Source organism: Streptomyces smaragdinus, assembly GCF_009604385.1.
Classification (GTDB): domain Bacteria; phylum Actinomycetota; class Actinomycetes; order Streptomycetales; family Streptomycetaceae; genus Streptomyces; species Streptomyces smaragdinus.
This window is the reverse complement of sequence record NZ_WEGJ01000019.1, coordinates 29,118-55,034: the sequence shown is the minus strand read 5'-3', so window position 1 is coordinate 55,034 and position 25,917 is coordinate 29,118. Positions and strand designations below refer to the sequence as shown.

The window sequence follows — 25,917 nt, the reverse complement described above, 5'->3', positions numbered from 1 at the left end:
CGCCCACCCCTGCCGTCCACCTGTTTTGTCCCCCCGGTGCAGCAACCCTGCCCGGGGCGACGCAGATCACCGGCCTCGCCGCTTCAGGACCCCGGAAAACCCGGGTAATCTCAACCGGAGACCAGATAAGTTACCGCTTAGTAAGCAGCTCCGGAAGTCCGGCCCGAGGAGCCATTCACATGCAGCTCGCCGCCATCGTCGTCTCGCTGGTCATCACAGCGGTCGGCGTCGCGCTACTGGCCCGCGCCGCCGGGCAGATCTACCGTTTCGTCCGGCTCGGCCAGCCCGTTCCCGCGGGCACCAGGACCGACGACCCGGTCGCCCGTTCGGTGACCCTCATCCGCGAGTTCCTGGGGCACACCCGGATGAACCGCTGGGGGATCATCGGCTTCGCCCACTGGTTCGTGGCCATCGGCTTCCTCACCCTGGTGCCGACGCTGATCCAGGCCATCGGCCAGCTCTTCCGGGCCGACTGGCTGCTGCCGATTATCGGCGACTGGGCGCCGTTCGAGATCTTCACCGAGTTCATCGACGGGATGACGATCGTCGGCATCCTCGTCCTGATCGCGATCCGCCAGCTGTCGAAGGCCACCAGGCCCGGCCGCAAGTCCCGGTTCGCCGGCTCGACGACCTGGCAGGCGTACTTCGTCGAGGCCGTCATCGCCGTCATCGGCCTGGCGATCCTCTTCCTGCGCGGCCTCGAGGGCGCGCTGCACCACGTCGACGGGTACGAGGCCTCGTACTTCGTCTCGTACCCGCTGGTCGTCGCCTTCCACGACCTGGACACCGGCACCCTGCAGAACCTGGTCTACCTGGTCGCGATGATCAAGGTCTCGGTCTCCTTCATCTGGGCGATCGTCATCGGCCTCAACATCACCATGGGCGTCGCCTGGCACCGCTTCCTGGCCTTCCCGAACATCTGGTTCAAGCGCAACGCCGAGGGCGCCAGTGCGCTGGGCGCGCTGCAGCCGATGACCAGCGCCGGAAAGCCGATCGACTTCGAGGACCCGGGAGAGGACGACCAGTTCGGCGTCAGCCAGGTCGAGCACTTCTCCTGGAAGGGCCTCCTCGACTTCTCCACCTGTACGGAGTGCGGCCGCTGCCAGTCGCAGTGCCCCGCGTGGAACACCGGCAAGCCGCTCTCCCCCAAGCTGCTGATCATGTCGCTGCGCGAGCACGCCGCCGCGAAGGCCCCGTATCTGCTGGCCGGCGGCGGCAAGGACGCGGAGGGCGAGGAGAAGGCCACCGCGGAGCAGTTGGCGGGCGTTCCCGCCGCCGCCCTCGCCGAGGCCGAGCGCCCGCTGATCGGGACGCTCGAAGAGAACGGCGTCATCGACCCCGACGTCCTGTGGTCCTGCACCACCTGCGGCGCCTGCGTCGAGCAGTGCCCGGTGGACATCGAGCACATCGACCACATCGTCGACATGCGCCGCTACCAGGTGATGATCGAGAGCGCGTTCCCGTCCGAGGCGGGCACGATGCTCAAGAACCTGGAGAAGAAGGGCAACCCCTGGGGCCTGGCCAAGAAGCAGCGCCTGGAGTGGACCAAGGAGGTCGACTTCGACGTCCCCGTCGTGGGCAAGGACGTCGAGGACCTCACCGAGGTCGACTACCTGTACTGGGTCGGCTGCGCCGGCGCCCTGGAGGACCGGGCGAAGAAGACCACCAAGGCCTTCGCGGAGCTGCTGCACATGGCGGGCGTCAACTTCGCCATCATGGGCGGCGAGGAGTCCTGCACCGGTGACTCGCCCCGCCGGCTGGGCAACGAGTTCCTGTTCCAGCAGCTCGGCCAGCAGAACGTCGAGATGCTGAACATGGCCTTCGGCGAGGACGCCGACGAGGGGATCACGGTCGAGCAGTCGAAGAAGCGGATCGTGGCCACCTGCCCGCACTGCTTCAACACCCTCGCCAACGAGTACCCGCAGCTCGGCGGGCACTACGAGGTCATCCACCACACCCAGCTGCTCCAGCACCTGATCGACGAGGGCAAGCTGGTCCCCGTCACCCCGGTCGAGGGTCTGATCACGTACCACGACCCCTGCTACCTGGGCCGGCACAACAAGGTCTACACCCCGCCGCGCGAGATCATGGACAAGGTCCCCGGGCTGCGCCAGCAGGAGATGCACCGCCACAAGGAGCGGGGCTTCTGCTGCGGCGCGGGCGGCGCGCGGATGTGGATGGAGGAGCGGATCGGCAAGCGCGTCAACGACGAGCGGGTCGACGAGGCGCTGTCGCTGAACCCGGACATCATTTCCACCGCGTGCCCGTTCTGCCTTGTGATGCTGTCGGACTCCGTCAACGGCAAGAAGGCTGCATCTGACAGCGGCTCCGCCGCGGGCGGCAAGGCCAAGGAAAGCCTCCAGGTCGTCGACGTGGCCCAGTTGCTCCTGGACTCCGTGAAGACCCCCGCGGACCCGGAGCCCGAGCCCGCCGAGCCGGAGCCCGCACCCGCCCCGTAGCGGCTCGTACGCCACCGAAGGCCGCCGTCCCACTCCGGGGCGGCGGCCTTCGCCGTAGCCCCAAAACGCCCTCCGACCAGCTATTACGCAGAAAACATGAGCCTACCCCGCTCACATCATTTGACCCTGCGCGAAGCCCGTGGCACTCTTGAGCCAGCCAAGCTCAAGGCACCACCCAGCTAAACATCCGGAGGAATGCGAAATGGCACGTGCGGTCGGCATCGACCTGGGCACGACAAACTCTGTCGTCAGTGTTCTCGAAGGCGGTGAGCCCACCGTCATCACCAACGCCGAGGGCGCCAGGACCACGCCGTCCGTCGTCGCTTTCGCGAAGAACGGCGAGGTGCTGGTCGGCGAGGTCGCCAAGCGCCAGGCCGTCACCAACGTGGACCGGACCATCCGCTCCGTGAAGCGCCACATGGGCACGGACTGGAAGCAGGGCATCGACGGCAAGGACTTCACGCCGCAGCAGATCAGCGCCTTCATCCTGCAGAAGCTGAAGCGGGACGCCGAGGCGTATCTGGGTGAGAAGGTCACGGACGCGGTCATCACCGTCCCGGCGTACTTCAACGACAGCGAGCGCCAGGCCACCAAGGAGGCCGGCGAGATCGCCGGTCTGAAGGTGCTGCGTATCGTCAACGAGCCGACGGCGGCCGCCCTGGCCTACGGCCTCGACAAGGACGACCAGACGATTCTGGTTTTCGACCTCGGTGGCGGCACGTTCGACGTCTCGCTGCTCGAGATCGGCGACGGCGTCGTGGAGGTCAAGGCCACCAACGGCGACAACCACCTCGGTGGTGACGACTGGGACCAGCGCGTCGTCGACTACCTGGTGAAGCAGTTCGCCAACGGCCACGGCGTCGACCTGTCCAAGGACAAGATGGCGCTCCAGCGGCTGCGCGAGGCCGCCGAGAAGGCGAAGATCGAGCTGTCGTCCTCCACCGAGACGACGATCAACCTGCCCTACATCACGGCCTCCGCCGAGGGCCCGCTGCACCTGGACGAGAAGGTCACCCGGGCGCAGTTCCAGCAGCTCACCCAGGACCTCCTGGAGCGCTGCAAGACCCCCTTCCACAACGTGATCAAGGACGCCGGCATCAGCCTCGGCGAGATCGACCACGTGGTGCTCGTCGGCGGCTCGACGCGTATGCCCGCCGTCGCCGACCTGGTCCGCGAGCTGACCGGCGGCAAGGACGCCAACAAGGGTGTCAACCCGGACGAGGTCGTCGCCATCGGCGCCGCCCTGCAGGCCGGTGTGCTCAAGGGTGAGGTCAAGGACGTCCTGCTGCTGGACGTCACCCCGCTGTCCCTCGGTATCGAGACCAAGGGCGGCATCATGACCAAGCTGATCGAGCGGAACACGACGATCCCGACCAAGCGGTCCGAGATCTTCACCACCGCCGAGGACAACCAGCCGTCCGTGCAGATCCAGGTCTACCAGGGCGAGCGCGAGATCGCGGCGTACAACAAGAAGCTCGGCATGTTCGAGCTGACCGGTCTGCCGCCGGCCCCCCGCGGCGTGCCGCAGATCGAGGTCACCTTCGACATCGACGCCAACGGCATCATGCACGTCGGCGCGAAGGACCTCGGCACCGGCAAGGAGCAGAAGATGACCGTCACCGGCGGCTCCGCGCTGCCGAAGGACGACATCGACCGCATGATGCGCGAGGCCGAGCAGTACGCGGACGAGGACCACAAGCGCCGCGAGGCCGCCGAGACCCGTAACCAGGCCGAGCAGCTGGTCTACACGACCGAGAAGTTCCTCAAGGACAACGAGGACAAGGTCCCGGCCGACGTGAAGACCGAGGTCGAGACCACGATCGCGGACCTCAAGGAGAAGCTGAAGGGCGAGGACACCGCCGCCATCCGCGAGGCCACCGAGAAGGTCGCCGCCACCAGCCAGAAGCTGGGCCAGGCGCTGTACGCCGACGCCCAGGCGGGTGCGCCCGGCGCCGAGGGCGCGCCCTCCGGTGACGCCGGTGCCCAGGCCGACGACGATGTCGTGGACGCCGAGATCGTCGACGACGACAAGAGGGACGGTGCGGCGTGACGGAGGAGACCCAGGGCTTCGACGAGAACGAGAAGCCCGACGTCCCCACCGAGGCCACTGCCGCCGAGGACGGGGCCGCCCAGGCGGCCCCGGCCGGGGACCCGGGTGTCTCGCCCGCCGTCACGGCCAAGCTCGACCAGGTCACGAAGGCGCTCGACGAGCGCACCCGGGACCTGCAGCGCCTGCAGGCGGAGTACCAGAACTACCGCCGCCGGGTCGAGCGCGACCGGATCGCGGTCCGGGAGGTGGCGGTGGCGAATCTGCTCACCGAGCTCCTGCCGGTCCTCGACGACGTCGGCCGGGCCCGTGACCACGGTGAGCTCGTCGGCGGGTTCAAGTCGGTGGCCGAGTCGCTGGAGACGGTCGTCGCCAAGATGGGCCTGATGCAGTTCGGCAAGGAGGGCGAGCCCTTCGACCCGCTGATCCACGAGGCGCTGATGCACTCGTACTCCCCGGATGTCGAGGAGACGACCTGCGTGCAGATCCTCCAGCCGGGGTATCGGATCGGCGAGCGTACGATCCGCCCCGCGCGGGTCGCGGTCGCCGAGCCCCAGCCGGGCGCGGCGAAGCCGGAGCCGGCGGAGGACGAGCAGGACGAGGGCGACAAGGAGAACGGTGGCCCGGACGAGGGCTGACGTCACTCGGTCCGGACGAGAGGAGGGACGCCGGGGATGAGCACCAAGGACTTCATCGAGAAGGACTACTACAAGGTCCTCGGCGTCCCCAAGGACGCGACCGAGGCGGAGATCAAGAAGGCGTACCGCAAGCTGGCCCGGGAGTATCACCCCGACGCCAACAAGGGCGACGCCAAGGCCGAGGAGCGCTTCAAGGAGATCTCCGAGGCGAACGACGTCCTCGGCGACGCCAAGAAGCGCAAGGAGTACGACGAGGCGCGGTCCCTCTTCGGCAACGGGGGCTTCCGCCCCGGTGGCGCGGGGGGCCAGGGCGGCTCGTTCAACTTCGACCTCGGCGACCTCTTCGGGGGTACGCAGCAGGGCGGGGGCGCGGGCGGCTTCGGCGGCGGCGGGCTGGGCGACGTGTTCGGCGGCCTGTTCAACCGGGGCGGCACGGGCACCCGTACCCAGCCCCGGCGCGGCCAGGACATCGAGTCCGAGGTCACGCTGTCGTTCAACGAGGCCGTCGAGGGCGCCACGGTGCCGCTGCGCATGTCGTCGTCCGCCGCGTGCAAGGCGTGCGCCGGTACGGGCGACAAGAACGGCACCCCCCGCGTCTGCCCCACCTGCGTGGGCACCGGCCAGGTGTCGCGCGGCGGCGGGGGCGGCTTCTCGCTCACCGACCCGTGCGTCGACTGCAAGGGCCGCGGCCTCATCGCCGAGACCCCCTGCGACGTGTGCAAGGGCTCCGGCCGCGCCAAGTCGTCGCGCACCATGCAGGTCCGCATCCCCGCCGGCGTCGCCGACGGCCAGCGGATCCGGCTGCGCGGCAAGGGCGGCCCCGGCGAGCGCGGCGGCCCGGCGGGTGACCTGTACGTGGTGGTGAACGTCGACAAGCACCCGGTGTTCGGCCGCAAGGGCGACAATCTCACGGTGACGGTCCCGGTGACCTTCCCGGAGGCGGCGCTGGGCGGCGAGATCTCCGTACCGACGCTGGGCGGCCCCCCGGTGAAGCTGAAGCTGCCGCCGGGCACCCCCAACGGGCGCACCATGCGCGCCCGCGGCAAGGGCGCCGTGCGCAAGGACGGCACGCGGGGCGATCTGCTGGTGACCGTCGAGGTGACGGTGCCCACGGAGCTGGCCGACAAGGCCCAGCAGACCCTGGAGGCCTACCAGAAGGCCACCGAGGGCGAGGATCCGCGCGCCGCGCTGTTCCAGGCCGCGAAGGGAGACTGACCGATGGCGACGGCAGGACGGGGTTCCGGCGGGGGCCGCAACCCATTCGAGCTCAACGACGAGACCCCGGTCTACGTCATCTCCATCGCGGCCCAGCTGTCGGGTCTGCATCCGCAGACGCTGCGGCAGTACGACAGGCTGGGTCTGGTCTCCCCCGATCGCACCGCGGGGCGCGGGCGGCGGTACTCCGCGCGGGACATCGAGCTGCTGCGGCAGGTGCAGCAGCTGTCGCAGGACGAGGGGATCAACCTCGCGGGGATCAAGCGGATCATCGAGCTGGAGAACCAGGTGGCGGCGCTGCAGCAGCGGGTCGCCGAGCTGCAGGGGGCGCTGGACGGTGTCGCCGATGTGATGCAGCAGCGGGAGGCGCAGGTGCATGCGTCGTACCGGCGGGATCTGGTGCCGTATCAGCAGGTGCAGGCGACGAGTGCGCTGGTGGTGTGGAAGCCGCGGCCCAAGCGGGGGAGCTGACTCAGCGGGCCTCCTCGACGAACACGAGCCTCGTCTGCGGGCCGAGGTCGTGGACGACGTACGGGTCTCGTTCGGTGCGCGGGACGGTGACCTGTCTCAGGTCCGGCAGGCCGCGCAGCGCGGTGAGATCGAACGCGTCCGCCCAGCAGTCCACGGTGAGCTCCCGCAGTCCGGGGCAGAGCGACGCGAGCCGGTCCGGCACCTCGAACACGGGCAGCGGCGCGTCCCGGACGGTCAGTTCCTCGACGCCGGGCAGGGCGAGATCCTGCGGGACGGTGCCGAAGGCCTCCGCGTAGATCTCGAGCCGGCGCAGACCCGGCAGGGCGCCGAGGGGCGCCCAGTCCTGCGCGGAGCCCGGGCTCGTGTGCAGGCCGAGCCACAGGGTGCTCAGCCCGGGGAAGGCGGCCAGCGGGGCGAGCCCGGCCAGCGGGCGGGGCGCGGTGCGCAGGTTCAGGTGGTCCAGCCGGCTCAGCGCGGGCAGGTCGTCGAGCGACCAGCCGTCGCGGGGTGACAGGGACAGGATGCCGAGCTCGGGCAGCGTGGCGAGCGGTGACAGCTCGATCCCGGCGTACAGCTCGTCCAGGATCAGCGTGTGCAGCGCCGGCAGCCCGCGCAGCCCCTCGAGGTCGACCAGCCCGGGGCAGCCGGTGATCCGCAGATGCTCCAGCCGGTGCTGGCCGCGGACGAAGTCCGTGTCGGTGACGAGGATGTTGTCCCGTACGAGCAGCCGCGTCAGCTGGACGGCGTCCGTGTACGCGGTCAGTGCCTCCGGCGACACCGCCTCCCGTGTCTCCGTCAGCGGACGGCCGCCGATCCGGCGCAGGGCGTGCAGCTCGGCGTCGTTGTGGACGGTGAAGAACAGCCCGTCGGCGTCCAGCCGGGCGATGACCTCCTCCGCGTACACCTCGGTGTCGAAGCGGCGCCAGGTGCCGCCGAGCTGGCGTCGTACCGCCAGATCCGGGTGCTCGGCGAAACGTGCGAGGTACGGCAGCGCCCGCTCCGACTCCACCAGGCTCGCCGCGATGACCACGGCCTCCGCCGTGGCCGCGTCCAGCCCCTCCGGGCCGGGCAGCAGGTCCAGCAGTACGGGCCCCGCCAGTGCCAGCGCCTGCGCCTCCTCGCGGGTGCGCGGCGGGATCAGCGCCTCCGCCCGTTCCTGGACCTCCGCGGCGATCTCCGGCGGCAGCTCGGCGGCCAGCTCCAGGCAGCCGGCCGCCAGCAGCGTCAGCCGCAGTCGCGCCGCGCGGAAGTCCGGGAGGTCGGGGTCCTGCGGCCCCCGCGCCGCGTCCAGCATCCCCCGCAGGATCTCCGCCCGCTCCCGGGGCCGCGCGTGCGCGACCGCCATCCGTACGACGTCCTCCCACTGATCGTCCGCCGCCTGCCGCACCAGCAGCCCGAAGTCCCCCGCCTCGACGATCCGCTTGGCCCCCAGATAGTCCTGGAACGTCCGGTGGACGAACACCACCGTGTCCGGAGAAGGCTCGCTCAGCAGCCCGCTGCGCTGCAGGAAGTGATCGAACACCGCCTCCGCGTCCCCGAACGACCGCGCTTCCGGCACCGACGGCAGCGCCTCCGCCAGGATGCCCACCGCCCGTGAGCGGTCCATCTCCGTACGCCCGTTGAGGATCAGCCAGTACGCCAGCCGCTGCAGCAGCTGGATCTGCGCCTCCTCCCCCAGCTCGGCGTAATCCACGCCCCGCTCCCGGTCCCGCCGTATCAGCAGCATCGACAGCGCGGCGGCGTACAGCTCTTTCCGCCCGCGCGGCAGATACCCGTGCCGGTCCCGGTTCAGGGCGCAGATCAGGCCGCACATCAGCGGGTTGACGGCCAGTCTCCCCAGATCCGGCTTGGCCCGCACCGCGTCGAGCAGCTGGCGCTCGTACGCGGCCAGCTCAGGATCCTCCGAGCCGCTACGGGCCGCCTCGTGCCAGCGTCGAATGAACGTCGCGACCTCCGCCGGGCCCATGGGGGCGAGGGTGAACTCCGTGAACCGTTCGCCGCCCAGCCACTCCTCGCGTACGGCGGAGGGGCGGGAGGTGACGAGCCAGCGGTTGCCCGGGTACGTGTCGATGAGCTCCGTGAGCCATTCGCGGGCCCGCGCCCGCTCCCCCTCCGGGACCTCGTCGATGCCGTCGACCAGCAGCAGCCCGCGGCCGGCCGTCAGCACGCGGTGCTCCCAGCCGGGGGGCTGGCTGCCGGCCAGGGCGGAGCCGGTGGCGCGGAGGAAGTCGGCGGGGGCGGGGAGGCGTTCGCCGTGGCGGGTGAGGGTGCGCAGGGGGAGGACGAAGGGGATGCGGCCGTCGAGGTACGCCATGCGCGGGTCGCCGTCCGCCCGCGTCGCGGACACCGCCAGCCACTGCACGAGGGTCGTCTTCCCCGACCCCGCCACGCCGCGCAGCAGGACGCGGTCGTGGCGGGCGAGGGCCTGGTCGGCGGGGAGGGTGAGGGGGTTGGGGGTGGTGGGGGCGAGGCCGTCCGCAGTGCGCCCGCCGATGGCACGGAGTCCTTCCTCGATGCGGTCGCCGAAGGTACGGAGGTCGTCGAAGACCCCTCCCGCGCCTCCCTCCGGCGCCAGCGCCTCCAGCCGCATGTACGCGGCGTCCAGCGCCCACCGCCCCGGGGAGTGGGCCAGGTCGATGCCGTAGATCGTCAGCCGCCCGTGCCGTACCGCGACCTGCCGCAGCCACTCCCGCTCGAACGCCGCGTCCCGCACCTCCGGCAGCGGCGTCCGGGCGATGAGTGCGTCCGTCCTGGCCACCAGCTCGTGCAGCGTCCGCGACTGCTCCATCACCGTCCGGGCGACGAACTCCGACCGCTGGCTGAAGAAATGCAGGATGTGCAGGCATGCGGCGTCGAGCAGCCCCTCGTACAGCAGCTCCCCGTCCCCACTGAGCCCCCGCTCCGGCGCCCCCGCCGCCGCCCGCAGCCGCCGCGCGAACTCCCGGTGCCCGAGCCCCACGGCCTCCACGTCGGTGAGCGTCAGATCCCCGAGGGCGTACAGGGTCCGCGCGAGCGCCCCCGCGACGGCGCTCCGCTCCCCCTCCTCCATCCCGGGCGCCCCCCGCTCGGCCAGCTCCCCGGCGAGCCGCGTCAGCTCCTGCTCCCCGAGGCTCCGCTTCTGCCCCCGGAAGCTCACGTACCCCGACAGCCGCACAGGCCGCTCGACAAGCCCGGCCCCCACCCCATCGGCGACGAACAGCCGCGCGACAAGCGGCCCCACGACCTTGGACGCAAGCCGCACACTCAGCTCAACGGGCTCCATCCGTCCTCCCCCGGGGCGCGGCGCGGTGATCGTGGGCCAAGCGTAAGGCAGCCCCCGACAACCACGCCCGGCACTCGGCGACTTGACGACCCGCGTCAGTCTCCGGCCTTGTCGCCCTCGTCCATGAGGCCGGAGCCGGCCAGCAGATACCCCAGCTGCGTCCTTCCGTTGCTGCCCAGGGCGGCGGACAGCTTGGCGATATGGCCACGCACGGTGCGGATGCTGATCCCCAGCCGTGCGGCGATCTCCTGGTCGTCGTTGCCCGCGACCATGAGCCGGGCGATCTGGATCTGCACCGGGGAGACACCGTCCATGGAGCCGACCCGTTCGAGTGGAGTGCCCAGGGACTTGCCGTGCTCCCACAGCACGTCGAAGGTGCGGCGGAGGAAGGAGACGACCGGTGCGTGCCGGATCTCCAGGACGGTGAAGTCGTTGTCGGCGGTCAGCACGGCCACTTCGGCGTCGACGACGAGCATGGTGTCGAAGACCTCGTCGACGGTGCGGATCTGGACGTTGTGCCGGGCCAGCCGCCGCTGATGGGCCAGGACCTCGTTGGCGTAGCGCGCCGCGTGTACGTACAGGGTGCGCATCGCCACGCCTCGTTCGAGCATCGACAGCGTCCGGCCGAGCGTGTTGGCGTCCTCCCTCGGGCGGCTTCCGGGCTGCATCACGAGCACCTCGTCCGTGGCCTCCAGCATCAGCGCGTCCAGCCGTTCGTTGATCCGGTCCAGGCCGGACACGGTGAAGACAGACAGGCCGGTGGGGGTGCGGTCGGTACGCTCGACCATCCCCTGGAAGTCGGCGACGAGTTCGGCGGCCTGGCGCAGGTACGCGCGTTCGTGCCGGTTCATCAACAGGTCGAGACCCGCGCTCGGGGGCAGCGGCCGGAACAGGCCGGATTCGTCGGTGTCGGACTTGAGTAGGCCGGACTCGAGCAGGCAGGGAGCGACGTGCGCGACCTCAGCCCGGACGCCGCCACGCGTGAGAGCCTGCGTGTAGATCTCGCGGCCGAATTCGCATACCACCTGGTGTGGATGAGGCTGGTGCGGAGTTTCCGTGCTCATGACCCTCTCCTGTCGGCGTGAGCAGCCTGTCGCAGCAGTGGGCTCTCAGTCGGCCGGAAGACGGCCGAGCACTGCCTCCCAGGTTGTCCGAAGTTATCCGGGGGGCCCGCCGACTGCAAAGGCGCAGGCCCAGTGGCACGTTACTGCCAGTTGTGTCATGCTCCGGTCGGGTAACGAGGGGTGAGATCGTGACTGATCGAGAACTCCAGCATGCGCATCCGCACACGGACGTCTGTACCGAGGGTAAACGCCTCTACGAGCGTGCCCTTTCGGAAGAGGTGCTGTCGAGGGAGGCGGCGGCGGGCGTGCCGTGCCTGCTGTTGACCGGCCTGGTACAGCCGGACGCCGATGATCCCGGGTTGCTGCGGCCGGTGCCGCCCAGTCTCGGTGTCGGGCTGCTGCTGGCCCGGCGCAGACGTGAGTACCAGGAACACATGACCCAGCTGACGGAGAGCCTGGGCAGTATGTCGGCGCGTCCTGCCTCCACCCGGGACGGGAGCGTGCTCCGGGTGGCGGGTGTCGAGCGCATCAACGAGCGGCTGGACAACGCGGTGGCCGAGTGCGAGGGCGAGCTGCTGACGATGCAGCCGACCGCCGCTCGGACCGGCAGGCTGGAGCTTGCCGGTGCCCGTGACGTGCCGCTCCTGCAGCGCGGTGTCCGGCTTCGCACGCTGTACGTACACGCGTCGCGATTCGTCCCCGAGGTCATGGCCTACCAGGAGCGGATCCGGGAGTTTCCGGTGCAGGTCCGCACCCTGCCCGGGGTTAGCGAGCGGATGATCGTCGCCGACGAGAAGGTCGCGTTCATTCCGGCGAACGACGAACGGACGGATGCACTGGAGATCAGACACCGGCCCCTGGTCCGGGCGTTGCGCCGGTGCTTCGACAGTCTGTGGGGCCTCGGTACGCCGCTGTGGGAGCCGGTTGACTACGGGTCCCGTGGGAACGGGGTCTCCGCGATGCAGCGGGTGATCGCGCGGATGCTGGTCGAGGGGCACGACGATCAGGAGATAGCCCGGCGTCTCGGCCTGAACATTCGTACGGTCCGCGGTCATGTGGCGCGACTGGCTTCGGCACTGAGCAGTCGGAACCGTGCCCAGCTCGGCTATCTCATCGCACGGTCGGGACTGGTGGACGAGTGGGCGTGACGCTCAGGCGGGTTCGTCGAGGAGGCCGGACCGCGCGATGAGATAGCCCAACTGTGTCCGGCTGCTGCTGCCGAGGGTGGCGGAGAGCTTGGCGATGTGGGCGCGGCAGGTGCGGACGTTCATCCCGAGTCTTCGTGCGATGGCCTCGTCCACATGGCCCTCGACCAGCAGCTTGGCGATGCTGAGCTGGACGCCCGTGATGCCGGCCAGCTTGGGCGTGTGGCCGTAACTGACCTCGTCCTTGAACGGGATGCCCAGACGCCAGAACTGCTCGAAGACGCCCACGAGATAGTTGACCAGGCCCGGATGACGCAGCTCCAGGGCCACGCGGCGGTCCTCCCGGGCGGGGATGAAGGCCACCCTGCGGTCGATGATGATCAGCCGGTCGATGATCTCCTCGAGCGTCCGTATCTCGAACCGTTCCTGGCCCACGAGTTCGATGTACGCCAGGGTGGTCTGCGCGTGCCGTGCGGTGTGCTGGTAGAGCGTCCGCATCCGGATGCCCCGGTCCAGCAGCGGACGGTCCCGGTTCAGCGCGGCCTCCAGGGAGTTCGCCTTGCCGCCGCTGCCGGGCTGCAGGGTCAGGAGTTCCTCCCGGGCGCCGGCGAGGGCACGGTCCAGCGCCGCGTTTATCCGCTCCAGTCCCTCGTACACGGTGATCACGTGCGTTGTCGGGGCGTCCTCGGCGGTGATGGCCATGAACGGTTCGAAGACGTCCGTGAGCGTTACCGTCAGCCGCCGCCGGTCCTGGATCTCCCGCTCGATGGGGATCAGGAGCTGGGACAGCGCCGCCGAGGGGGGCAACGGCAACAGCCAGTCGCTGTCCGCCGGGTCGGGGTAGAGCAGCGCGAGGTCCATCAGACAGGGCGCGACTTCGGCCGCCGTCCGGGCCAGCCGGCCGGCTCGCAGGGCGGCCGTGTACGCACTGCGACCCGCGTCGCAAAGGTCCGCCGGGGAATGAGAATGCGGCTTGTCTTCACCTATCACCCGATCTGCACCCCCTCAGCCTCATGAATTGCAAGAACATGATGCCCTGTCGGAGTGGCGGACGTGTCCTGTCATGGGTCATCTTCATAACCGGGGACGAGATGGCAGTGTTCGAATGAACTAGGGGTCCGGAGATGTCGAGGATGATTCGAGCGGCGTGCAGCCTCGCCTTCGCAGTTGCAGCTCTGATAGTTGCGGCGGCTGGTGCTTCTGTTTCGGGTGGAGACGACAGCCACTGGGATTCCGTGGTTGCCGACTCCCACTGGGACGTGGCACCCCTGGACTCGCACTGGGACGTAGTACCTGCAGACTCGCACTGGGACTGACCTTTTGGCAATCGTGTCGACGGGAGTGGAGGCGATGACTGATCGATCGGGATGGCACTCGGTCGACCTGGACACCGCGATCCCCAACCCCGGCGACGCCATGACTGTGGCCATCTCCGGATGGCTGATCACGATAACCAGAGACGAGGACGGCGATGTGAGAGCGCACCACAGAGGCTCCGGGCGTGCGGCCCGGTGTGTCATACGGTGCGGTGTGATCTTCGTGAACCTCTCCGAGGAGGTGCCCCCTCCGGTCGGGGGAGCAGCCGCCGAGGCCGGCCTTCCGACCCCCACCTCCACCCCCCACTGCGCCTGACGGGCGATTCCCCCCGGACACCGTCGCCCCGGGCGCTACGCCGGCGGTGCCATCGCTGCTGCAGTCAGCGATGGCACCGCCGTTGCCTTTCCGGACGCGCGCCTCCCGGCGGCGGTCACCCGCCGGAACGACCGGCATCGTGCCGGGCAGGCATTCCCCCGCCGGTCAGACCGCCCGGCCCATGGCCCGGGTGAGCGTGATCTCCACCGCCACCCGGTCCGGATTGGGCGAGGGCTGCCGGCCGTACCGGTCGGCGTAGCGGCGTACCGCCTCCGCCACCGCCGCGGGATCCGACGTGACCCGGGCCACGCCCTCGAGCGTCGCCCAGCTCCCCTCCTTCACCTGGCAGACCGCCACCCGCGCCCCGCCGGCGCCCGCGGCCAGGATGTTGGCCACCTTGCGGGACGCCTTGTTCGTGATGACCCGCGCCAGCCCGGCCGCGGGGTCGTACGTGACCCCCACCGGCACCACATGCGGACTGCCGTCCAGGCGCTGCGTGGTCAGCGTGCACATCAGCCGTTCCTGCCAGAAGGCCAGATATGCCGCGTGGGGGGCGCGTACGTCGATCGTCACGCAGGGCAGCGTACGAGGTGCGCGGGATGACCGCCGCACGGACCGCGCGATGGCGGTGTGACGTGTGACACATGAGGTGAAGGGGGTTGCCGGGAGGCATGTGCCGGTGGCGTACCCCGGTCCGACGGCGGACTCTGGAAGGTGCCGGTACCTGCGGGTTGGTCTCCGCAGGGTTGAGTGGAATAGACTCAAGTTAGTTCAGGTTGACCTACGCATTACACGGCAGTATTACGCACCAACAGGGCCTCGCGAGGAGGAGCACACGCAGTGGACGCGGAGCTGACCAACAAGAGCAAAGAGGCGATCAGCGGGGCGAACACCCGCGCGGTGTCCGGCGGACACCCCGACATCACCCCGGCCCATCTGCTCCTCGCCCTGCTCGAGGGCGCCGACAACGAGAACATCCAGGACCTGCTGAGCGCCGTCGACGCCGACCAGGCCGCCCTGCGCTCCGGCGCCGAGCGCGTCCTCGCCGGCCTGCCCTCCGTCCAGGGCTCCACGGTCTCCCCGCCGCAGGCCTCCCGCGACCTCCTCGCCGTGATCGCGGACGCCGCGCAGCGCGCGAAGGAGCTCGGCGACCAGTACGTGTCGACCGAGCACCTCCTCATCGCGATCGCCGCGAAGGGCGGCCAGACCGGCACCCTCCTGGAGCAGCAGGGCGCCACGGCGAAGAAGCTGCTCACCGCCTTCGAGGAGTCCCGCGGCGGCCGCCGCGTCACCTCCGAGGACCCGGAGGGCACGTACAAGGCGCTGGAGAAGTTCGGCACGGACTTCACCGCCGCCGCCCGCGAGGGCCGCCTCGACCCCGTCATCGGCCGCGACTCCGAGATCCGCCGCGTCGTGCAGGTGCTGTCCCGGCGTACGAAGAACAACCCCGTCCTCATCGGCGAGCCCGGCGTCGGCAAGACCGCCGTCGTCGAGGGCCTCGCCCAGCGCATCGTCAAGGGCGACGTCCCCGAGTCCCTGAAGAACAAGCGCCTCGTCTCCCTCGACCTCGGCGCGATGGTCGCCGGCGCGAAGTACCGCGGCGAGTTCGAGGAGCGGCTGAAGACCGTCCTGGCCGAGATCAAGGACTCCGACGGCCAGATCATCACGTTCATCGACGAGCTGCACACCGTCGTCGGTGCCGGCGCGGGCGGCGACTCCTCCATGGACGCCGGCAACATGCTCAAGCCCATGCTGGCGCGCGGCGAGCTCCGTATGGTCGGCGCGACCACGCTGGACGAGTACCGCGAGCGGATCGAGAAGGACCCCGCCCTGGAGCGGCGCTTCCAGCAGGTGCTGGTCGCCGAGCCCAGCGTCGAGGACTCCGTCGCCATCCTGCGCGGGCTCAAGGGCCGGTACGAGGCGCACCACAAGGTCCAGATCGCCGACTCCGCGCTGGTCGCGGCGGCGACGCTCTCCGACCGGTACATCACCTCCCGCTTCCTCCCCGACAAGGCCATCGACCTCGTCGACGAGGCCGCCTCCCGGCTGCGGATGGAGATCGACTCCTCCCCGACCGAGATCGACGAGCTGCAGCGCGCCGTCGACCGCCTCCACATGGAGGAGCTCGCGCTCAAGAACGAGACCGACGCCGCCTCCCGCGAGCGCCTCGACAAGCTCCGCCGCGACCTCGCCGACCGCGAGGAGGAGCTGCGGGGGCTGACCGCCCGCTGGGAGAAGGAGAAGGAGGGCCTCAACCGGGTCGGCGAGCTGAAGGAACGCCTCGACGACCTGCGGGGTCTGGCCGAGCGCGCCCAGCGCGACGGCGACTTCGACACCGCGTCCAAGCTGCTGTACGGGGAGATCCCGACGCTGGAGCGGGAGCTGGCGGCCGCCTCCGAGGAGGAGGCCGAGGCCAAGAAGGACACCATGGTCAAGGAGGAGGTCGGCCCCGACGACATCGCGGACGTCGTCGCCGCCTGGACCGGCATTCCCGCCGGGCGCCTCCTGGAGGGCGAGACCCAGAAGCTGCTGCGGATGGAGGACGAGCTCGGCAAGCGGCTCATCGGCCAGACCGAGGCGGTACGGGCCGTCTCCGACGCGGTGCGCCGCTCGCGCGCCGGGGTCGCCGATCCGAACCGGCCCACCGGGTCGTTCCTCTTCCTCGGCCCGACGGGCGTGGGCAAGACGGAGCTGGCGAAGGCGCTGGCGGACTTCCTCTTCGACGACGAGCGGGCGATGGTCCGTATCGACATGTCGGAGTACAGCGAGAAGCACTCGGTGGCCCGCCTCGTCGGCGCGCCTCCCGGGTACGTCGGTTACGAGGAGGGCGGCCAGCTCACGGAGGCCGTCCGCCGCCGCCCGTACACGGTCGTCCTCCTGGACGAGGTGGAGAAGGCGCACCACGAGGTCTTCGACATCCTGCTCCAGGTCCTCGACGACGGCCGGCTCACGGACGGCCAGGGCCGTACGGTCGACTTCCGCAACACGATCCTGATCCTGACGTCCAACCTCGGCTCGACGTTCCTGGTCGACCCGTCCCTCACGGACGCCCAGCGCAAGGAGCGGGTCCTGGAGACGGTCCGCGCCTCCTTCCGCCCGGAGTTCCTGAACCGCCTCGACGACCAGGTCGTCTTCCACGCCCTGGGCAACGACGACCTCCGCCGCATCGCGGCGATCCAGATCGCCCACCTCCAGCACCGCCTCACGGACCGCCGCCTCACCCTCCAGGTCTCCGACGAGGCCCTGACCTGGCTGGCCACCCTGGGCGGCGCCCCCGGCGACCTCGCCTACGGCGCCCGCCCCCTGCGCCGCCTGGTCCAGACCTCGATCGGCGACCAGCTTGCCCGCGAGATCCTGGCGGGGGAGATCAGGGACGGCGACACGGTCCGGGTGGACCTCGCGGGGGATGGGCTGCTGGTGGGGAGGGCGGCGTAGTGGGCACGCTGCGGGTCCGTACGGACGCGGCCATGGAGACGGCGCTCGACGCCCTGGTGCGGGAGCACGGCACGCGGACGGCGGCGGTGCGGTACGCGCTGCTGACCGCGCACCGGGATCAGCAGTACGCCCGGGCCCGGGCGGACGCCGAGCGGCTGGCGGCGGATCCCGCGGAGCGGGCGGTGGCGCTGGAGATCCAGCGGTTCATGGGTGTCGGGCGGTAGCCGGACTAGGCGGTGTAGGCCGCGAAGCGTACGAGGGCGGTGGTCTCGTCCTCGTACGCCACGGCCAGCTCGATACCGTACGGACCACCCTGCGGGTAGAACGCGAGGGTGTCGTCCTCGAAGACCCAGCACCGGTCGGCCGCCGGCTGCCCCTCGTCGGCCGCGGGCATGGGGCAGATGTCCTCGGGGCGCAGCTCGGGCAGTTCCTTCCGCAGCCACGGTTCCACCTCGGACCGGTCCATCCGGAAGCTGCCGTACTGATACGGGTCCATGAAGCCGTCCTTACGGCAGTCCTCGTCGTGCGTGTCCGCCGGCAGCTTCGCCTTCGCCCACTCCATGGCGTCGGCGCAGCTGACGGCGGAGCTGGAGTCGTACGGAACGCCGTCCGCCATCTCCTCGATGACGACGACCGCCGTCCGGATCAGCCAACCAGTGACCAGCAGTACGGGCAGCACCACGATCGCCGCAAACACACCCCACAGGATCCACGCCCTCCGCGCCATGGCGCGATCATGTCACCCGGTGACTCCCCGCGAACGTGTTCCGCTCCCAGCGCACGGGTGGCGCTTGCCAGCCCCCGCCCCCCATGGGGGAGGATGGCCGCACGCTATGAAGGGAAACTCACGGTGAGTATCGACCCGTCCTCGATTCCGAACTTCGGGGGCCAGCCCCAGCAGCCGGTTGCCCCGCAGGGGCCGGTCGTTCCCGACCAGGACCTGGTCAAGCAGATCCTCGAGCAGATGGAGCTGAAGTACCTCCTCGACGACGAGGGCGACCTCGCCGCCCCGTGGGAGAAGTTCCGCACGTACTTCATGTTCCGCGGTGAGGACGAGCAGCAGGTCTTCTCCGTCCGCACCTTCTACGACCGCGAGCACTCCCTCGACGACAAGCCCGCGCTGCTCGAGTCCATCGACGACTGGAACCGCCGCACCCTGTGGCCGAAGGTCTACACCCACACCCACGACGACGGCTCCGTCCGCCTCATCGGCGAGGCCCAGATGCTGATCGGCATGGGCGTCGCCCCGCAGCAGTTCGTCACCTCCACCGTGAGCTGGATCCAGGCGTCGGTGGAGTTCGACCGCTGGCTGGTCGAGACCCTGGGCCTGACCTCGGAGGTCGACGGCTCGGACGACGACAAGCAGGACGGCGACGAGGCCTGAGCCCGCGCGTCCCCCGTACGAACGGAAAACCCGCCCCACCCGGTGAGGGCGGGTTTTGCTTGCCCATGACCGTGTACGGGACAACCAATCAACCGCCCCACCAGTCACACGGGGCATGAGAATTCACCGAACAGCCATGTGGCGTCTGTCCGGCGGACTGGGGATCCTGGCTCTCCTGGCGGCGGGACTCGCGGGCGCGGGCGCGGCGCACGCCGACGATCCGGCGGTGACGCTCAGCGCCTCGCCGGCCGAGCTCAAGCTGTATCCGCAGTACCCCGGAAACCCCGATTCGGCCGACGTCAAGGTGAACGCGGACAACCCGGGCGCGGACATCGTCGGCGACGTCACCTTCACCTACGACTTCACCGGACTGGACGGCGTCGCGATCGCCGAGATCGACTCCGGCGGCGGCTCGTCCCAGTGCAGGTCCGCCGCCGGGATCGCCACCTGTGTCCACGACGGCCTGCGCTCCGGCAAGGACCTGGCGGACTCCATCCACGTGACCTCGATCCCCGGCGCCGAGGAAGGCGCCACCGGCACCGTCAGGGTCATCGCGCGGGCCGACGGCGTCACCTTCAACGAGCTGACGGTCGAGGTCACCCTCGACGCCCGCGCCGACCTCGGCGTATCGCCGCTGGAGTACATCGGCGAACCCCGGCGCACGCAGCCGGGCGACACCATCGAGAAGAACCTCGGCTTCGCCAACTGGGGCAACACGACCGCCGACGGGCTCCTCCTGGAGGTGGACGCCACCGGCGGCCTGGACTTCACGACGCGGTACTCCAACTGCGAGTACGGCACCGCGAGTCAGCCGGTGCGCGCCGGAGAGAAGGAGAAGGTGACGGTCTCGAAGGCGATCTGCGCCTTCGACCTGACCTTCGAGCCCCGTACGTACTACACCGTCGCGGAGAAGCTCCGGTTCGGTGTCAGCGAGCGGGCGATGTGGGACCGGCTCCACGTCCACGTGGCCGAGAACACCGACGCGGCGCGCGAGGAGGCCCGGGGCGGGGGCGACTTCGTCCGGGGGCTCGGCCCCGAGCTGACGCTGACGAAGCTCCCCGACACGAGCGAGACCCAGGAGCAGGCCGACACCTGGACCGGAACCGATGCGGAGGCGCAGTTCACGGCCGTCAACACGGCCGACCTCGTCGCACACGCCGGCGAGGCGACCGGCAGGGTCGGCGACACGGTGACGGCCACGGTCGGGTTCACGAACCGGGGTCCGGCGTGGATCGGCCACCACGGTTACGCCGCCGGGGCCACGCGGTTCACGGTGCCGGAGGGTGCGCGGGTCGTACGCAAGCCCGCGAGCTGCACGGGGCTGGATTCCTCGGGCCGGAAGGCGGAGCCGCAGCTCGGGGCGCCGGTGTACACGTGTGTCTCGAGCCCGTACGTCAACGTCGGCGAGAAGGTCTCCTTTGGCTTCGGCCTGAAGATCGACAAGGTCGTGAAGGACGCGTCCGGCCCCGTCGTCGTCACCACGGGGTCCGCCGTCGACGGGGCGGAGTCATTCGACCGGAAGCAGACGAACAACACGGCGGAGTTCGTGCTGACCGGAAAGCCCGGCACCGGCTCCGGCGGCTCGACCACCACCGGCGGCAACTCCCCCAGCGGCCAGGGCGACCGCGGCAATCTCGCGGACACAGGCGCCGGCGGCCTCGGGACCCTCGGCGGCCTGTCGCTGCTGGCGATCGGCCTCGGCGGCGTGGCCTGGGTCGCGGCGCGGTGGCGGAGGGCGCGGAGCTAGCCCTCGTACGTACGAAACGGACCCCCGCCCCGCGACACGAGGGGCGGGGGTCCGCGCCTCCTACCCGCGCCGTCGTCCCGCCAGTAGACTGCCGTCCCACGGATTTCTTGTCGCGATCCTGACAATCGACGGGGAAGGGAACGGCATGGGACAGCAGCGAACGCACTGGTTACGACGGAGGCTCGCCCTCGGCGGCGGCATCGCCGCCCTGGTCCTGGCCCTCACCACCACCGCACAAGGCGCCCCCGCGGACGCGACCGGCGACGTATCGGCGACCGCGGTGTCATCGACGTTCGCCCTCGCCGACCCGGACACCGTCCTGGCCAAGGACGGCCGCTTCATCACCTACGGCACCACCGTCGGGGCCGGAAAGGGCGCGCGCTGCAGCGGCGCGCCCACCGGAAAGCTCTACGTCCCCATGCTGATCCACGGCTCGGGCAACAGCCCCGGCATGGCCGACTGCGCCTCCGGCGACGCCCTCCCCGGCGGACCCGGCGCCTGGGCCGAGCCCGGCGGCGCGATCTGGGCCCCCGGCGTGGCCCGGTTCGGCGACCGGTACTTCATGTTCTACACCGCCTCCCGCAAGGACTCCGGCCAGAAGTGCATCGGCCGCGCCATCGCCTCCGGCGCCCGCGGCCCCTTCGTCAACCAGGGCGAATGGGCCTGTCCCCCCGCCGGCCGCTGGGCGCTCGACGCCAACCCGTTCACCGACGGCGGCCAGCTGTACGTCACGTACCGGGACGACGCGATCGCCTCCGGCGCGGAGACCGGCATCTCGACGGTGCGTACGGACAGCGAGGGGCGCGCGGTCTGGGACACCCGCCGCGACATGCTGAAAAGCACCGACATCAGCTGGGACACCACCAACATCAGCGGCACCACGCACGTCGTGGAGAATCCCTCGATGTGGAAGTCCAGCAACGGCCACTGGTACCTGGCCTACGCCGGCAACAACTGGGACAGCCCCCGCTACGCCACCGGCCTCGCCGACTGCGGTACGGCCACCCCCCTCCCGGCCTCCCGCTGCACCCCCATCGGCGACGGCGTGGCCCGCCCGTACTTCGGCTACACGGGCACCGGCGGCCTCAACCCGTACCGGGGCCTCCCCGGCAACCACCAGGGCCCCGGCGGCTTCGACGTCTTCTCCTCGGCGGACGGGAACAAGTTCGCCGTCTGGCACTGGTGGAACGGATCGACCCGCTTCCCCATGACCGGCAACCTCAACCTGGTCTCGGGCGGATTCACCGTCACCTGACGTACGGGGTGAGGGCCCGGGGACGGGCCCTCACCCCGCCAGCTGCTTCAGCCGCGTGACCGCCTCCGTCAGCACGTCCGTACGCTTGCAGAACGCGAAGCGGACGAAGTGCTCGCCCTCCTCGCGGTGGTCGTAGAAGACGGCGTTCGGGATGGCCACCACGCCGCAGCGCTCCGGGAGGGAGCGGCAGAAGGCGAAGCCGTCCGACTCGCCCAGCGGGCGGATGTCCGTCGTGATGAAGTACGTGCCCGCCGGGCGGTAGACCTTGAAGCCCGCGTCCGCCAGCCCCGCCGCCAGCAGGTCCCGCTTGGCCTGGAGGTCGGCGCGCAGGGTCGTGTAGTACGCGTCGGGCAGCGCCAGGGCCTCCGCCACGGCGTACTGGAACGGCCCGGAGGCGACGTACGTCAGGAACTGTTTCGCCGCCCGCACCGCCGCGACCAGCTCCGGCGACCCCGTCACCCAGCCGACCTTCCAGCCGGTGAACGAAAAAGTCTTCCCCGCGGACGAAATGCTCACCGTCCGCTCCCGCATCCCCGGGAAGGAGACCAGCGGGATGTGCTCCCCCTCGTACACCAGGTGCTCGTACACCTCGTCCGTGATCACCAGCAGGTCCCGCTCCACCGCCAGCTCCGCCACCGCCGCCAGCTCCTCACGGGTGAGGACGGTGCCGGTCGGGTTGTGCGGGGTGTTCAGCAGGATCAGCCGGGTGCGCGGTGTGATCGCGGCGCGCAGTTCGTCCAGGTCCAGGACGTACGAGTCGCCGTCCGGGCGCAGCGTGACCGGGACCCGCCGGGCGCCGGCCAGCGCGATGCAGGCGGCGTACGAGTCGTAGTACGGCTCCAGGGCGACCACCTCGTCGCCCGGCTCCAGCAGCGCCAGCAGGGACGCCGCGATCGCCTCCGTCGCCCCGGTGGTGACCAGCACCTCCGTGTCCGGGTCGAGCTCCAGGCCGTAACAGCGCCGCTGGTGCTCCGCCACCGCCCGGCGCAGCTCGGGGATGCCGGGGCCGGGCGGGTACTGGTTCCCGTGGCCCGCGCGCAGCGCCCGGACGGCCGCGTCCCGCACCTGGTCGGGGCCGTCCGTGTCGGGGAAGCCCTGGCCCAGGTTGATGGAGTTCGTCTGCACGGCGAGCGCGGACATCTCCGCGAAGATCGTCGTCGTGAACTCGGCGAGGCGGCGGTTGAGCAGCGGTCTTTCCATATGAGCACCGTAGCGTCCGGGCGGTGCGCGGGGCCATTGCCGGGACGCCGGGGGAGCGCGGGGCGGCCGGTCCGCGGCGCGTCGCCGCCCGGTCCGGCGGAAGCTCTGGATTGGCTCAAATCGGCTTTGGGCGCCGCCCGGTGCGGGCACCACCGGAGCACCGGACCCACGGGGGGCCCGAGCAGGTTTGGAAAAGGGGGGACGAGCATGGGCGCAATAGTGCTCTTCCTGGTGTTCTTCGCAATAGTCGTGGCCGGGCTGGTCGGCATCAGCGGTATCTCTCCGGCCGCCCGGTCCCGCCGTCGCCGCTCCCGCAGCGGCAGCGGCAACGGGCGCACCTGGGCGGACGGCGGGTCCGGCGGTTCGTCGTGCGGCGGCGGGGACGGGGGGTCGTCCTGCGGGGGCGGTTCGTCGTGCGGCGGCGGGGGCTGCGGCGGTGGCGGTGGGTGCGGCGGCAGTTGACGGGCTTTGTCCGAAACAAGCGGAAAGTGGTCGCCTCATGTATGCGAACGGTCGTAGGACGACAGCTCGTTGAACATGTGAACAGTGGACTACCCGGGGGGATGGAAAATCGGAGAATGTGGGTAAAAGCGCTGTGGCCGCCTGTCACTTCGTGGTTCCGTGTCAGTCGGTACCGCCCGCGCCTTCCATTCCAGGTCCTCCTGTGAGGCGGGCCGGCCCATCCAGTACTGCGTCAGCGGAGCCGACCCATGCTCACCACTCTGAAAACCTCGTACACCGACACTCGTGCGGCAGACCTCGCCTGGCGGCTCGGCCTCGAGCCGTTGCCCGCCCTGGCCGTGCTGCCCCTGAAATTCGACACCACGGACGTGGAGCTGCGCCTGCTCGGCGCGTCGCACCAGGTGCTGCTCGACGGCCCCGACGGCGACTGCTCGGAGACCGTGGCCTGCCTGCCGGGCAGCAGCACCCCGCTGCCGCTCGGGGTCGCCAAGCAGGTCGGCGACTGGGACTACGAGTTCGGCGCCCGCGTCGAAGTCCTCGGCGAGTCCGCCTTCGAGGCCCGCGCCCAGGAGCTCCTCGCACTCGTCGCCGAGCACCCGCACGGCCTGGCCGGGGTCTTCCCCGGCAGCCCCTACGCCTTCACGGCCCTGCTCATGTACCGCCAGGGCGGCCGGCTCGGCTGGCGGACGTGGCACGCCTACCCCCAGGAGGGGCGGCTGGTCACGACCCGGAGCCGAGTGGGGGCGCGGGTGGCGGAGCCGGCCTGACCCGGGTCCGCCGCCATGCGACGGACCTCCCGAACCCAGGCCGGGGTCAGGTCCGGCCGCGAGGGAAACGATTCTGCTGAGGGTGGTGGGGCGGACGGGGCCGATCGGTCCGGGGTTACGACCGGGGCCGATCGCCTCGAGTCCGACCGCCCCCCGCCCCGGCTCCCGCTTCCCGTGCGGCCGGCGACCGGGCGGCTGCTCGTGCTCGCGACGGTCTTCGTCTGCGCCGCCTGCGGCCTCGTCTACGAGCTGGAGCTGGTCGCCCTCGCCTCGTATCTGGCCGGCGACTCCGTCACCCAGGCGTCCGTCGTCCTGTCCGTGATGGTCTTCGCGATGGGCGCCGGCTCCCTCCTCGCCAAACGCCTGCGGCCCCGGGCCGCCGTGGCGTTCGGGCTGATGGAGGGCGCGCTGGCGCTGGTCGGCGGGATGTCGGCCATGGGGCTGTACGCGTGCTTCGCCTGGCTCGGTCAGTCGCGGCCCGCGCTGGTGGCGTTCTCGCTGGCCATCGGGGTGCTGATCGGGGCCGAGGTGCCGCTGCTGATGACGCTCATCCAGCGCATCCGGCGCCAGGACGCGGGCGGCGCCGTCGCCGACCTCTTCGCGGCGGACTACGTGGGCGCGCTGGTCGGCGGCCTCGCGTTCCCGTTCCTGCTGCTGCCGTGGCTCGGCCAGATCACCAGCGCCCTGGCCACCGGCGCCGTCAACGCCGCCGTCGGCGGGGCGGTCGTCCTGTGGCTGTTCCGCCGCGACATGAGCCCCCGCGCCCGCTACGCCCTGCTCGCCGGCAACGCGCTGGTCCTGGCCGCCCTGCTCACCGCCGCGACCCTCGCCGGCCCCTTCGAGCAGGCCGCGCGCCGGGCGGTGTACGGGGACGCGGTCCGCGTCGCGTTACGGACCGACGTCCAGGAGATCGTCCTCACCGGCCGCCCCGGCCAGCCCCTCGCCCTCTACCTCGACGGCCGCCTGCGCGTCAGCGAACGCGACGAGTACCGCTACCACGAGGCCCTCGTCCACCCCGCGATGACCGGCCCCCACGCCCGCGTGCTGATCCTCGGCGGCGGCGACGGCCTCGCCGCCCGCGAGGTGCTGCGCTACCCGGACGTACGGTCGGTGACGGTCGTCGAACCGGACCCGGAGGTCGTCCGCCTGGCCCGCACCGACCCCCGCCTCTCCGCCCTCAACGGCAAGGTCTACGGCGACGCCCGCCTGCGCTCCGTCACCGCCGAGCCCTTCGGCTGGCTGCGCCGGTCCGCGCCCCGCCGGGCGTACGACGTGATCGTCGCTGACCTGGGGGACCCCTGCGGGGCGGCGGGCATGAAGCTGTACTCGCAGGAGTTCTACGGGCTCACGCGGCGGGCGCTCGCGCCGGGCGGCCGGCTGAGCGTGCACGCCGGATCGGCGGGGAAGCGCCCGCGCGTGTACTGGACGGTCACGTCCACCGTCCGGGCGGCGGGCTTCCGCACCGCGGGCCTGCGGGTGCCGTCGGACCGCGGCGACTGGGGTCTGGTGCTCGCCGCGCGGGACGGGGTCCCCGTGCTGGAGCTGCCGCGGGGGATGCCGCGGGTGCGCTGGCTGACGGCGGCGCGACTGCGGGCGGCTGCCGCCGGGGTGGGGGCCGCGGGGCCGGAGGTGGCGGCGTCGACGCTGGTACGGCCGCGGTATCCGGGGTGAGGGTTCTCAGGCGGTCCCGGGCTGCGGCTCCTGGGCGGTCCCGGCGGGACCTCGGTAGGCTCC

At 70.9% G+C, this 25,917-nt stretch carries 20 protein-coding genes; 14 read left to right on the top strand and 6 right to left on the bottom strand.

Features of this window, described 5'->3' with window-relative positions; translation table 11 throughout:
* The first annotated feature begins 179 nt into the window (after positions 1-179).
* The 5 genes from SRB5_RS21940 to SRB5_RS21920 all read left to right on the top strand — a co-directional run bounded on the left by SRB5_RS21940 (position 180) and on the right by SRB5_RS21920 (position 6,830).
* Positions 180-2,459 (top strand): (Fe-S)-binding protein, encoded by a 2,280-nt coding sequence (locus SRB5_RS21940; protein WP_153454678.1) that lies wholly within the window; start codon positions 180-182, stop codon positions 2,457-2,459.
* Positions 2,460-2,661: 202 nt separating this feature from the next.
* Positions 2,662-4,509 carry a molecular chaperone DnaK gene (gene dnaK, locus SRB5_RS21935; RefSeq protein ID WP_153454676.1) on the top strand — a complete coding sequence of 616 codons (1,848 nt, stop codon included), beginning with the start codon at positions 2,662-2,664 and terminating at the stop codon, positions 4,507-4,509.
* Positions 4,506-5,144, top strand: coding sequence for a nucleotide exchange factor GrpE (gene grpE / locus SRB5_RS21930; RefSeq protein ID WP_323378276.1), 639 nt, complete (start codon positions 4,506-4,508; stop codon positions 5,142-5,144). Before dnaK ends, grpE begins: the two co-directional genes overlap by 4 nt.
* Positions 5,145-5,180: 36 nt before the next feature.
* Positions 5,181-6,359 (top strand): molecular chaperone DnaJ, encoded by a 1,179-nt coding sequence (gene dnaJ / locus SRB5_RS21925; protein WP_153454674.1) that lies wholly within the window; start codon positions 5,181-5,183, stop codon positions 6,357-6,359.
* Positions 6,360-6,362: 3 nt separating this feature from the next.
* Positions 6,363-6,830 carry a heat shock protein transcriptional repressor HspR gene (locus tag SRB5_RS21920; RefSeq protein ID WP_153454672.1) on the top strand — a complete coding sequence of 156 codons (468 nt, stop codon included), beginning with the start codon at positions 6,363-6,365 and terminating at the stop codon, positions 6,828-6,830.
* A 1-nt stretch (position 6,831) separates the two neighbouring features.
* Here SRB5_RS21920 and SRB5_RS21915 read toward each other — a convergent pair whose 3' ends face one another.
* Positions 6,832-10,092, bottom strand: a complete 3,261-nt coding sequence (locus SRB5_RS21915) for an NACHT domain-containing protein (RefSeq protein ID WP_194292990.1) — start codon at positions 10,090-10,092, stop codon at positions 6,832-6,834.
* Between the two features lie 95 nt (positions 10,093-10,187).
* Positions 10,188-11,117, bottom strand: coding sequence for a LuxR C-terminal-related transcriptional regulator (locus tag SRB5_RS37550; protein WP_194292989.1), 930 nt, complete (start codon positions 11,115-11,117; stop codon positions 10,188-10,190).
* Positions 11,118-11,344: 227 nt separating this feature from the next.
* On the opposite strand from SRB5_RS37550, the gene SRB5_RS37545 reads away from it, so the two are divergent.
* The gene (locus tag SRB5_RS37545) at positions 11,345-12,304 is read left to right on the top strand and encodes a helix-turn-helix transcriptional regulator (RefSeq protein WP_153454668.1); all 960 of its coding nucleotides are present in this window, start codon (positions 11,345-11,347) and stop codon (positions 12,302-12,304) included.
* Between the two features lie 3 nt (positions 12,305-12,307).
* Here SRB5_RS37545 and SRB5_RS21900 read toward each other — a convergent pair whose 3' ends face one another.
* Together SRB5_RS21900 and SRB5_RS21895 are read right to left on the bottom strand one after the other, a co-directional pair.
* On the bottom strand, positions 12,308-13,162 hold the full coding sequence (locus tag SRB5_RS21900) for a helix-turn-helix transcriptional regulator (RefSeq protein WP_228390294.1): 855 nt from the start codon (positions 13,160-13,162) through the stop codon (positions 12,308-12,310).
* A gap of 936 nt (positions 13,163-14,098) precedes the next feature.
* Positions 14,099-14,506 (bottom strand): pyridoxamine 5'-phosphate oxidase family protein, encoded by a 408-nt coding sequence (locus SRB5_RS21895; RefSeq protein WP_323378274.1) that lies wholly within the window; start codon positions 14,504-14,506, stop codon positions 14,099-14,101.
* Between the two features lie 267 nt (positions 14,507-14,773).
* Here SRB5_RS21895 and clpB point away from each other — a divergent pair, with 267 nt between their 5' ends.
* Together clpB and SRB5_RS21885 are read left to right on the top strand one after the other, a co-directional pair.
* Positions 14,774-17,368 carry an ATP-dependent chaperone ClpB gene (gene clpB, locus SRB5_RS21890; RefSeq protein WP_323378272.1) on the top strand — a complete coding sequence of 865 codons (2,595 nt, stop codon included), beginning with the start codon at positions 14,774-14,776 and terminating at the stop codon, positions 17,366-17,368.
* A complete protein-coding gene (locus tag SRB5_RS21885) occupies positions 17,368-17,592 on the top strand; it encodes a hypothetical protein (protein WP_153454666.1) in 225 nt (74 codons plus the stop codon). The genes clpB and SRB5_RS21885 overlap by 1 nt, the downstream gene beginning before the upstream one ends.
* A 5-nt stretch (positions 17,593-17,597) precedes the next feature.
* Here SRB5_RS21885 and SRB5_RS21880 read toward each other — a convergent pair whose 3' ends face one another.
* The gene (locus SRB5_RS21880) at positions 17,598-18,095 is read right to left on the bottom strand and encodes a hypothetical protein (protein ID WP_153454664.1); all 498 of its coding nucleotides are present in this window, start codon (positions 18,093-18,095) and stop codon (positions 17,598-17,600) included.
* Between the two features lie 123 nt (positions 18,096-18,218).
* On the opposite strand from SRB5_RS21880, the gene SRB5_RS21875 reads away from it, so the two are divergent.
* The 3 genes from SRB5_RS21875 (at position 18,219) to SRB5_RS21865 (ending at position 21,754) form a co-directional block, all read left to right on the top strand.
* A complete protein-coding gene (locus SRB5_RS21875) occupies positions 18,219-18,752 on the top strand; it encodes a type III secretion system chaperone family protein (protein WP_323378271.1) in 534 nt (177 codons plus the stop codon).
* Positions 18,753-18,888: 136 nt separating this feature from the next.
* Positions 18,889-20,499 (top strand): hypothetical protein, encoded by a 1,611-nt coding sequence (locus SRB5_RS21870; RefSeq protein WP_153454660.1) that lies wholly within the window; start codon positions 18,889-18,891, stop codon positions 20,497-20,499.
* A 145-nt stretch (positions 20,500-20,644) separates the two neighbouring features.
* On the top strand, positions 20,645-21,754 hold the full coding sequence (locus tag SRB5_RS21865) for a family 43 glycosylhydrolase (protein WP_153454658.1): 1,110 nt from the start codon (positions 20,645-20,647) through the stop codon (positions 21,752-21,754).
* Positions 21,755-21,784: 30 nt separating this feature from the next.
* On the opposite strand, the gene SRB5_RS21860 is transcribed toward SRB5_RS21865, so the two are convergent.
* Positions 21,785-22,954 carry a pyridoxal phosphate-dependent aminotransferase gene (locus tag SRB5_RS21860; RefSeq protein WP_153454656.1) on the bottom strand — a complete coding sequence of 390 codons (1,170 nt, stop codon included), beginning with the start codon at positions 22,952-22,954 and terminating at the stop codon, positions 21,785-21,787.
* A gap of 207 nt (positions 22,955-23,161) precedes the next feature.
* Between SRB5_RS21860 and SRB5_RS21855 the strand changes: the two genes are divergently transcribed.
* The 3 genes from SRB5_RS21855 to SRB5_RS21845 all read left to right on the top strand — a co-directional run bounded on the left by SRB5_RS21855 (position 23,162) and on the right by SRB5_RS21845 (position 25,854).
* Positions 23,162-23,416, top strand: coding sequence for a hypothetical protein (locus tag SRB5_RS21855; protein ID WP_153454654.1), 255 nt, complete (start codon positions 23,162-23,164; stop codon positions 23,414-23,416).
* Between the two features lie 248 nt (positions 23,417-23,664).
* Positions 23,665-24,183 carry a DUF2617 family protein gene (locus SRB5_RS21850; protein ID WP_153454652.1) on the top strand — a complete coding sequence of 173 codons (519 nt, stop codon included), beginning with the start codon at positions 23,665-23,667 and terminating at the stop codon, positions 24,181-24,183.
* Between the two features lie 15 nt (positions 24,184-24,198).
* Positions 24,199-25,854, top strand: a complete 1,656-nt coding sequence (locus SRB5_RS21845) for a polyamine aminopropyltransferase (RefSeq protein ID WP_153454650.1) — start codon at positions 24,199-24,201, stop codon at positions 25,852-25,854.
* Positions 25,855-25,917 lie beyond the last annotated feature (63 nt).